This window comes from Xanthomonas sp. CFBP 8151 (assembly GCF_011761885.1).
Classification (GTDB): Bacteria; Pseudomonadota; Gammaproteobacteria; order Xanthomonadales; family Xanthomonadaceae; genus Xanthomonas; species Xanthomonas arboricola_B.
In genome coordinates this window covers 376,629-385,294 of the sequence record NZ_JAASQZ010000004.1, presented here as the reverse complement: position 1 = coordinate 385,294, position 8,666 = coordinate 376,629, and the positions used below count along the sequence as shown (strand labels likewise).

Below are 8,666 nucleotides of genomic sequence, written 5' to 3'. Positions count from 1 at the left end.
AGAGGAAGTTGCCGCCGCTGCACCTCAATCCGCCGTAGCGTCTTTCCGTGTAGCGAGCCGCCCATCATAGCCGGCTTTTTCGTTTCGTCAACACCCTAAATCAGGGAATTTTCGAACCCTTTCCGCTCTGGTTCCGCGTTTGCGGGGCCGTTGCGTCGGGGGAGGCGAACTATAGGCCCAAGCAGAGCGTTTGGGAAGGGTTTTGTGAAAAAAGTTTCACGATTTTCTTCTCGGCCGCAGTGGCATGTCCTTACAGTGCACCACGGCAAGCCGCCGATCCGATTCAGGCGTTGCGCGCCTCTATATAGATGTCATCGCACAGCGGAACTTGCCGCCGTGCAGCAACCCTGCGGCAGATCAACCGCTGATCAGCGCCACGCGGGCGAAATTGCGTTTACCCACCTGGATGACACCTTCAAAACCTGGCCCGAATTGGCGCGCCGGATCTTCGACCACTTCACCATCGATCTTGACCGCCCGCTCCTTGAGCTTGCGCGTAGCTTCCGAATTACTCGGCGTCAGGCCGGCTGCGGTAAGCAGGCTTGCGATGCGCAGACCTTCGGCGGGTACAGCGACCTCCTGCAGCGGCAGCAGGCTGGTATCGCCCTGCCCTGTCACTACCGCGTGCCAGCCGGCGATGGCCTGCTCTGCAGTAGCAGCGTCGTGGAAACGTGCGGTGAGTTCGCGCGCCAGCCGCAATTTGACCTCACGCGGGTGCAGTTCACCCGAGGCGACCTGGGCCCTCAGCCGCTCTGCTTCGGCCACGCTAATGTCGAAAGACAGCAGATCGATCCAGCGCCAGGTCAGCTCGTCGCCGATCTTCATGGTCTTGGTGACGATGTCGATGGCCGGCTCGTTGATGCCGATGTAGTTGCCCAGCGACTTGGACATCTTGGCCACGCCGTCCAAGCCTTCCAGCAGCGGCATGGTCAACACGACCTGCGGCGCCTGGCCGTAGTGCTCCTGCAGGCCACGGCCCATCAACAGGTTGAACTTCTGGTCGGTACCGCCCAATTCGACATCCGCCTTCAGGGCGACCGAATCGTAGCCCTGGACCAGCGGATACAGGAACTCGTGGATGGCGATCGGCTGCTGGCCGTTGAAGCGCTTGGCGAAGTCGTCGCGCTCGAGCATGCGCGCCACCGTGTGCTGCGCGGACAGCTTGATCATGTCCGCCGCGCTCATCTGGCCGAACCACTCGGAGTTAAAGCGCACCTCGGTGCGTTCGCGGTCCAGAATCTTGAAGACCTGCTCCTCGTAGGTGCGCGCGTTGGCCAGCACATCGTCGCGGCTAAGCGGCTTGCGGGTGACGTTCTTGCCGCTCGGGTCGCCGATCATGCCGGTGAAGTCACCGATCAGGAAGATCACCTGGTGCCCGAGCTGCTGGAACTGCCGCATCTTGTTGAGCAGGACGGTGTGGCCCAGATGCAGATCCGGCGCGGTGGGATCGAACCCCGCCTTCACCCGCAATGGCACGCCTGATTTCAGCCGCGCTTCGAGCTGATCGAGCTTGAGGATCTCCTCGGTGCCGCGACCGATGAGTGCGAGGGATTCTTCGAGAGTGGCCAACCACAAACTCCAGCGGCATTTGCCGTCAACAACGTGAACGATGTTAAACGCAGGTTAATTCCGCGCCAAATGAAAATAAGCGAACAGGCTCAATGGTTTGACGCGCTGTTACAGGCTGTCTATGGTACCGGCGATTGGGCTCGTACTTCGAGCCAGCAAGGAATTTGAACGATGCAGAATTCAGAGCAGGGCCGTGCACGCAAGCAGCGCTTTCACGAGCGCCTCCACGTCCTCCACGACACTGCCCTGCATCGCAAGCTCAAGGCGCATCTTCCGGCGGCCTTCAACGACCAATGGACGCGCCGTCATTGGATCCATGCGAGCCTGTTCGCGACCATTGGTGCGCTGGTGGCCACGATCGTGCCGGGCTTCTCCAATGCCATCGATACCCCGCTGTCCAGTCATTCCACGCTGGCCCTGCCGCTGCCGCCGTTGGTTCCGAGCCGCAAGCAGCTGGCGCCGAGCACCGACTGGGAAATTCTGCAGGTCAAATCAGGGCAGACGCTGAGCACCTTGTTCGGCGAGTTGGGAATCCCGACCACGGTGATGTACCAGGTGCTGGCGCATCCGGGCACCAAGGAGGCGCTGACCAAGCTGCGTCCTGGCGCCGAGCTCGCCTTCGATATGCCCACGCCGGGCGAGCTGCGCGCATTGCGCTTCGACCGCGACGACAGCCACCGTGTGGAGTTGCGCCTGCTGGGCGACAGCGTGCGCGAGAACGTCACCGAGCGGGCCACGACCACGCGCACGGTGGTGGCAAGCGGGGAAATCAGTAGCTCCCTGTACGCCTCGGCCGGCAAGTCGGGGCTGTCGCCGGCGGCGGTGGCGACCATGACCGACGAGATCTTCAAGTACGACATCGACTTCGACAAGGATCTGCAGCCGGGCGATCGTTTCAGCGTGGTGATGGACGAGACCTGGCGCGAGGGCGAGCGGATCAATACCGGCGACATCCTGGCGGCGACCTTTACCACCGGCGGCAAGACCTACACCGGTTTCCGCTTCGAGCGCGCCGGCAAGCCGGCCGAGTATTTCGACATCACCGGCCGGCCGTTGAAGAAGAGCTTCATCCGGATGCCGGTGGCTTACAGCCGCATCAGCTCGACCTTTGGCGCACGCAAGCATCCGGTGCTGGGCACGATGCGCATACACAAGGGTGTGGACTACGCGGCAGCGTCGGGCACGCCGATCATGGCCGCTGGTGACGCGCGGGTGGTGTTCGTCGGGACCCAGCGCGGCTACGGCAATGTGGTGGTCCTGGACCACGGCAAGAACTTCAGCACGCTGTACGGGCACATGTCGCGCTTCGGGAAGATCAAGGCCGGCCAGCGCATCAACCAGGGAACGGTGATCGGCTATGTCGGCATGACCGGCCTGGCGACCGGCCCGCATCTGCACTACGAGTTCCGCGTCGCCGGGCAGCAGCGCAACCCGATGTCGGTGACCATGCCGCCGCCCGAGCCATTGCAGGGCGCCGAGCTGGCCGCGTTCCGCGCGCAGACGGCGCCGGCGCTGGCGCGTATCGAAGGCATGGAGAAGTTGATCTACGCCGACGCCGGCAAGCCTGCCAAGGGCAAGCCACGCGGTTGAGTGGGTGCGGCTGACTCGCCGCCGGCCTGGCGCTCGCCGATCGGACGGCTGTGCACCGGTTCGCGAAGCGGTATTTAGCTTACGCGTCGCCGCCGCTGGCGCAGGATTCCTGCCAGCGGCGAGTGGAAGCCGTGGTGCCGAGACGACAGTCGGCACCGTGAATGGAGCGCTTGCCTGGCGAGCGCATCGTCGATCATTCAACCGCGATGCGTGCAGGGCCGGTTGACTCTCCCACCCTGGCTGCACAAGCTGCACGACCACTGGCAACTGGCTCTGGCATGCCTGCTCCGGAACACCTGGAATCCCCGCTCTACCTTGGCCTGATGTCGGGCACCAGCGCCGATGGCATCGATGCCGCGCTGGTGCGCTTCGCCGACGACAGCCATCGCCGCTGCGAACTGGTTGCCGGCACGACGGTGGCCTGGGAGCCGCAGCTGCGCGAAACGCTGGTGATGCTGGGCCAGGGCGCCGAGCTGATCGCCATCGATGCGCTCGGGCAACTGGATGCGCAGGTGGGGCTGGCGTTTGCGTCCGCGGCCAATCAACTGATCCGCGACAGCGGCATCGCGCGTGCGCAGGTTCGCGCAATCGGTTCGCACGGACAGACCATTCGGCATCGACCCAAGGCCGATCCGGCCTTCACCTGGCAGATCGGCGATGCCAGCCGGATCGCCGAGCACACCGGCATCACCACGGTAGCCGATTTCCGCCGGCGCGATGTGGCCGCCGGCGGTCAGGGCGCGCCGCTGATGCCGGCCTTCCATCTGGCCATGCTGGGCGCGGGCGACGAAGACCGCGCGATGCTCAATCTGGGCGGCATCGGCAACCTGACGCTGATCCCGCGCGATGGCGCGGTGCGGGGCTTCGATACCGGCCCGGCCAATGCGTTGCTGGACAGCTGGTGCCAGCGGCATCAAGGCACGTCGTTCGATGCCGATGGCGCGTTTGCCGCCAGCGGGCGAGTCGATACGGCGCTGCTGCAGGCATTGCTGGCCGACCCGTGGTTTGCGCTGGCGCCGCCCAAGAGCACCGGACGCGAGCAATTCCATCTGGACTGGGCGATGCAGGCGATGCGGTCGCTGGGAGACGTGGCGCTGTGCGCGGCCGATGTACAGGCAACCCTGCTCGAACTGACCGCGGCCAGCGTCGCCGACGCGTTGCTGCGGCTGCAGCCCGATACCCGCCGGGTGCTGGTGTGCGGTGGCGGGGTGCGCAATCCGGTGTTGATGGCACGACTGGCGGCGCGATTGCCGGGCGTGGTGGTGGAATCCAGCGCGCGGCATGGGCTGGATCCGGACTATCTGGAAGCAATGGGGTTTGCGTGGTTGGCCGCGGAGCTGCTCGCAGGCCGTGCAGCCAATCTACCGTCGGTAACCGGGGCGGCCGGGGCGCGGTTGCTGGGAGCGATCCATCCGGCGTGAGCGGCCTGGATCGGCTCGATCATCCGCATTCGTAACATCCTCGCGCCTAATGGATTCGCACGCGAAGCGCTGGCCGACCGTTTTCAGTGCTACGGACCATTTCCTGCCGGTAGCGCCTTGAGCGCGGCAATCGCTTCGGCCAGGGCATCGACTTCCGGGTGTTGCAGGCCGCCGGTGACTTCGTATTCGCTGGCGAACAGGCCCTGTTCGAGCAGATGCATCACGGTCTGGTGCTGGGTCCAGCCGCGTGCGACGGAGATGCGACGGATCCTGTCCACCAGCAATGGATCGATGTCCCGCAACACCAGATCGGTCATGCCTACTCCCTATTCGCAAGGTTCCCGGCGCGTTGGATGATCATCCCGCAGCGCCTGGGCCACCTGCAACCGTCAAGCTGCGGCAGTGTGCCGGCGCTGCTGCAGGATAAGCATCCCGCACAGGATCACTACGGGGATCGCAACCAGCGCTGTCCCGACGAAGAACAAGGCATACCCTTCCAGCAGGGTTCGTCCCTGTGACAATGCCTGGACCGACCAGCCCGAGAAGCCTTTCAGCGCCTTGCCCGGCATGGCATAGAACGAGCTCAGTAAAGCGTACTGAGTTGCGGTATAGCCAAAACTCGTGAGGCTGGACATGTAGGCGATCAGCGCGGTTCCGGCAAAGCCGTTGGCGAAGTTATCGATTGCCATCGCCACTGCAAATTTGCTTGTGTCCGGCCCGACATAGGCCAGCCATGCAAATGCCAGATTCGAACAGGGACCCAATACTGCACCAGCCATCAAGGTCGCAAGCACTCCCCAACGCACCGAGACCAGACCGGCCGCTGCAATGCCGACGAACGTGGCAACCAGACCCACCGAGCCACGGATGGCACCGACGGTATCCTCGGACAAGCCGAGGTCGACGTAGAATGGGTTGGCCATCGGCCCCATCACGAAATCGGCCATGCGATAGACGCTGATGGCTACCAGGATCAGGATTGCGCCACTGCGGTGCTCACGAATGAAGGCGAGAAAGGGCCCGGCGATGGCGTCGAACAGCCCCCGCGGCGTCCATAGCGACGCAGCCTGCGTTTGTACGGCGATGACTTCGCGAGCCGGCTCACCTGCCATCGTTACGGCGATCACACCCAGCACCATCAGCGCTGCCATGACTTCATACGACACTTGCCAGCCGACGCGTGCGGCGATGATCAGGATCAGCGCATCGGTGACTAACAGGGCCGAGCGATAGCCTAGTGCCGACGCAGAGGTCAGCAGGCCGAGTTGCTCACTATTGTCGGCACTTTCAATGCGCCACGCGTCGATGACGATGTCCTGGGTAGCGGAGGCAAAGGCAACCACCACCGCCATTACGCCGAACACCACCAAGTGTTCCCAGGCGACGCCCATCACCAGTATCTGGCCGCCCTTGGGCTGGACCAGCGCCATGCCAACCAGGCCCGTCGCCACGACCGCCTGCGATAGCAGCATCCAGCCGCGGCGGCGTCCCAATCGGCCCAGCAGCGGCACGTCCGTCTTGTCGACAATCGGTGCCCATAAGAACTTCATGGTGTAAGCCAGGCCTACCCAGGACAGGAAACCGATCGTGTCCAGCTCGATGCCTTGCTTGCGCATCCAGAAGCCGAGCGTGTTGCCAACCAGATACAACGGCAGACCGGAACTGAAGCCCAGCAGCAGCATCGCCAGCACTTTGCGCTGGCGCAGGTTAGTCAGTACTTGCTGCCAGCGCCGACGTGGCTTGGTGACCTGACTCACTCGGCGTAATCCACGAGGTACGGCGCGTGGTCGGAGAAGCGCTGCTCGCGGTAGATGGAGCAGGCCTTCACCTTGTCGCGCAGGCCGGGGGTGACCAGTTGGTAGTCGATGCGCCAACCGACATTGTTGGTGCGCGCCGCGCCGCGGTTGCTCCACCAGGTGTAGTCCTGGCCCTGGGGATGCAGTACGCGGTAGGTATCGACCCAGCCGCGGCCGCTGGCGGCGCTGGCGTCTTCCAGCGCATCGGCGCACAGGCCGTTCAGCCAGTCGCGCTCGGGCGGCAGGCAGCCGGAATTCTTCTGGTTGGATTTCCAGTTCTTGATGTCCAGCGCCGAGCGCACGATGTTCCAGTCGCCGCACAGCACGTACTGCCGGCCGCTGGCCAGCCACTGCTCCAGGATCGGCCGCAGCCATTCCATCACCTGGAACTTGTAGCCCTGGCGCAACTCGCCCGAGGAGCCGGACGGGATATAGAAGGACACCACGCTCAGGTTGCCGAAGCGCGCTTCGACATAGCGGCCCTCCTCGTCGAACTCCGGCCAGCCCAGCGCGGTGCGCACGTCATCGGGTTCGCGCCTGCTGTAGATGGCCACGCCGCTGTAGCCCTTCTTGGTGCTGGCGTCGCGGAACCAGGCCTTGTAGCCGGTGGGCAGGAACTCGGGGCCGGCCAGCTGATGCTCCTGGGCCTTGGTTTCCTGCACGCAGAGCACGTCGGCGTCCTGGTCGGCAAACCACTCGAAGAAACCCTTGGTGACGGCCGAGCGCAGGCCGTTGGCGTTGAAACTGATGATGCGCATAAGGGCCGGGAATGGGGAGTTGGGAATGGGGAATCGTAAAGCCTACCCCAGCGCAGCTGCGAAGGTTGCCGAGGCGCGATGCGTTTACCATTCCCGATTCTCCACTCCCCACTCCCGTTGCCATGACCGACCACCGCACCCGCTTCCTGCAGCTGGCCCTGGGCGCCGATGCCTTGCGCTTTGGCGAGTTCACGCTCAAGTCCGGGCGGCTCAGCCCGTATTTCTTCAATGCCGGACGCTTCGATTCGGGCGCCAAGACCGCGCAGCTGGCGCAGTGCTACGCCGATGCGATCGATGCGGCCGGGGTGGAGTTCGATCTGCTGTTCGGGCCGGCCTACAAGGGCATTCCGCTGGCGACCGCGCTGGCCTGCGCCTACGCCGGGCGCGGGCGCGATCTGCCGCTGGCGTTCAACCGCAAGGAAGCCAAGGACCATGGCGAGGGCGGCAGCCTGATCGGCGCGCCGCTTGAGGGGCGCAAGGTGCTGATCGTCGACGACGTGATCACCGCCGGCACCGCGATCCGCGAGGCGCTGGGCATCATCCGGGGTGCCGGCGGCATTCCGTCCGGGATCGTGGTGGCGCTGGACCGGCAGGAGATCGCTTCCGAGCAGGATCGTCGGTCGGCTGCGCAGGCGGTGGCGGCCGAGGCCGGCATCCCGGTGATCGCGGTGGCCAATCTGGGCGACCTGCTTGCTTTTGCGGCAGGAAACGCCGACCTTGTGGGCTTCCGGGAACCGCTGCTGGCCTATCGTGGCCGCTACGGCACCGGCACCACGGGCTGACGGCAGGCGACAGGGGGGTGCAATGATGCCGAGACACATCCGTTTGGCGTTACTCGCCGCCGTTGCGGCAGCCGCGGCCGCCGCGCCTGCCATCGCGCAGGACAAGCCGGCCGCCAAGAAGCTGTATTGCTGGAACCAGAACGCCGCCCGGGTGTGCAGCGATACGCTGCCGCCGGAGGCGGTCAATCAGGCGCGTGACGAATTCAACGCCAAGAGCGGCCTGCGCAGCGCCGAGGTGCAGCGCGCCATGAGCAGCGACGAGCGCGCCGCCGCCGCAGCCAGCGAGCAGCAACGCCAGGCCGATCTTGCCGCCGAGCAGATGCGCCAGCGCACCGACCAGGCGATGTTGATGTCCTACCAGAGCGAGGACGACCTGCGCCGGGTCTTCAACGAGCGCATCGCCATCGTCGACAACAACATCCACACCGCGCGCTTCAACGTGACCAGCCTGCGCGAAGGGCTGGCCAGCATGCTACGCAGCGCCGGCGACCGCGAGCTGGCCGGCCAGGCGGTGGCCGACAAGCTGGCCGCCGACATCCAGCAACGTCATCGCGAGCTGATGGCGCAATTGCGTCTGCAGACCAGCTTCGAGCAGCAGCGGGTGGCGCTGGACGGCGAGATCGCCGACATCCTGCAGCGCTACCGGGCGATGAAGGAGCCGCCGGCCGGCGCGGCGCCCACCGGCTGACCGGCGCAGCCGTCATTCCGGCCCGTGCGGCGCACCGCCGCGTGCGGCATTTCCCGATCCGA

General features: G+C 65.1%; 8 protein-coding genes. 4 read left to right on the top strand and 4 right to left on the bottom strand.

The window, feature by feature from the left end:
* Nucleotides 1-357 precede the first annotated feature (357 nt).
* On the bottom strand, nt 358-1,569 hold the full coding sequence (gene tyrS, locus FHT08_RS18490; RefSeq protein WP_166776234.1) for a tyrosine--tRNA ligase: 1,212 nt from the start codon (nt 1,567-1,569) through the stop codon (nt 358-360).
* A gap of 171 nt (nt 1,570-1,740) precedes the next feature.
* On the opposite strand from tyrS, the gene FHT08_RS18485 reads away from it, so the two are divergent.
* Nucleotides 1,741-3,159 carry a M23 family metallopeptidase gene (locus tag FHT08_RS18485; RefSeq protein ID WP_166776232.1) on the top strand — a complete coding sequence of 473 codons (1,419 nt, stop codon included), beginning with the start codon at nt 1,741-1,743 and terminating at the stop codon, nt 3,157-3,159.
* A gap of 278 nt (nt 3,160-3,437) precedes the next feature.
* Nucleotides 3,438-4,580 (top strand): anhydro-N-acetylmuramic acid kinase, encoded by a 1,143-nt coding sequence (locus FHT08_RS18480; protein WP_104537759.1) that lies wholly within the window; start codon nt 3,438-3,440, stop codon nt 4,578-4,580.
* Between the two features lie 89 nt (nt 4,581-4,669).
* Here the strand turns inward: FHT08_RS18480 and FHT08_RS18475 are convergent, their stop codons facing one another.
* The 3 genes from FHT08_RS18475 to FHT08_RS18465 all read right to left on the bottom strand — a co-directional run bounded on the left by FHT08_RS18475 (nt 4,670) and on the right by FHT08_RS18465 (nt 7,134).
* Entirely contained in the window at nt 4,670-4,897 is a 228-nt protein-coding gene (locus FHT08_RS18475; protein WP_104537758.1) for a hypothetical protein, read from the bottom strand.
* Nucleotides 4,898-4,969: 72 nt separating this feature from the next.
* A complete protein-coding gene (locus FHT08_RS18470) occupies nt 4,970-6,337 on the bottom strand; it encodes an MFS transporter (protein ID WP_104537757.1) in 1,368 nt (455 codons plus the stop codon).
* A complete protein-coding gene (locus FHT08_RS18465) occupies nt 6,334-7,134 on the bottom strand; it encodes an exodeoxyribonuclease III (RefSeq protein WP_104605770.1) in 801 nt (266 codons plus the stop codon). Before FHT08_RS18465 ends, FHT08_RS18470 begins: the two co-directional genes overlap by 4 nt.
* Before the next feature lie 122 nt (nt 7,135-7,256).
* On the opposite strand from FHT08_RS18465, the gene pyrE reads away from it, so the two are divergent.
* Together pyrE and FHT08_RS18455 are read left to right on the top strand one after the other, a co-directional pair.
* Nucleotides 7,257-7,916 (top strand): orotate phosphoribosyltransferase, encoded by a 660-nt coding sequence (gene pyrE, locus FHT08_RS18460; protein ID WP_104537755.1) that lies wholly within the window; start codon nt 7,257-7,259, stop codon nt 7,914-7,916.
* Between the two features lie 22 nt (nt 7,917-7,938).
* Nucleotides 7,939-8,604, top strand: coding sequence for a hypothetical protein (locus FHT08_RS18455; RefSeq protein ID WP_146096471.1), 666 nt, complete (start codon nt 7,939-7,941; stop codon nt 8,602-8,604).
* Nucleotides 8,605-8,666: the final 62 nt, after the last annotated feature.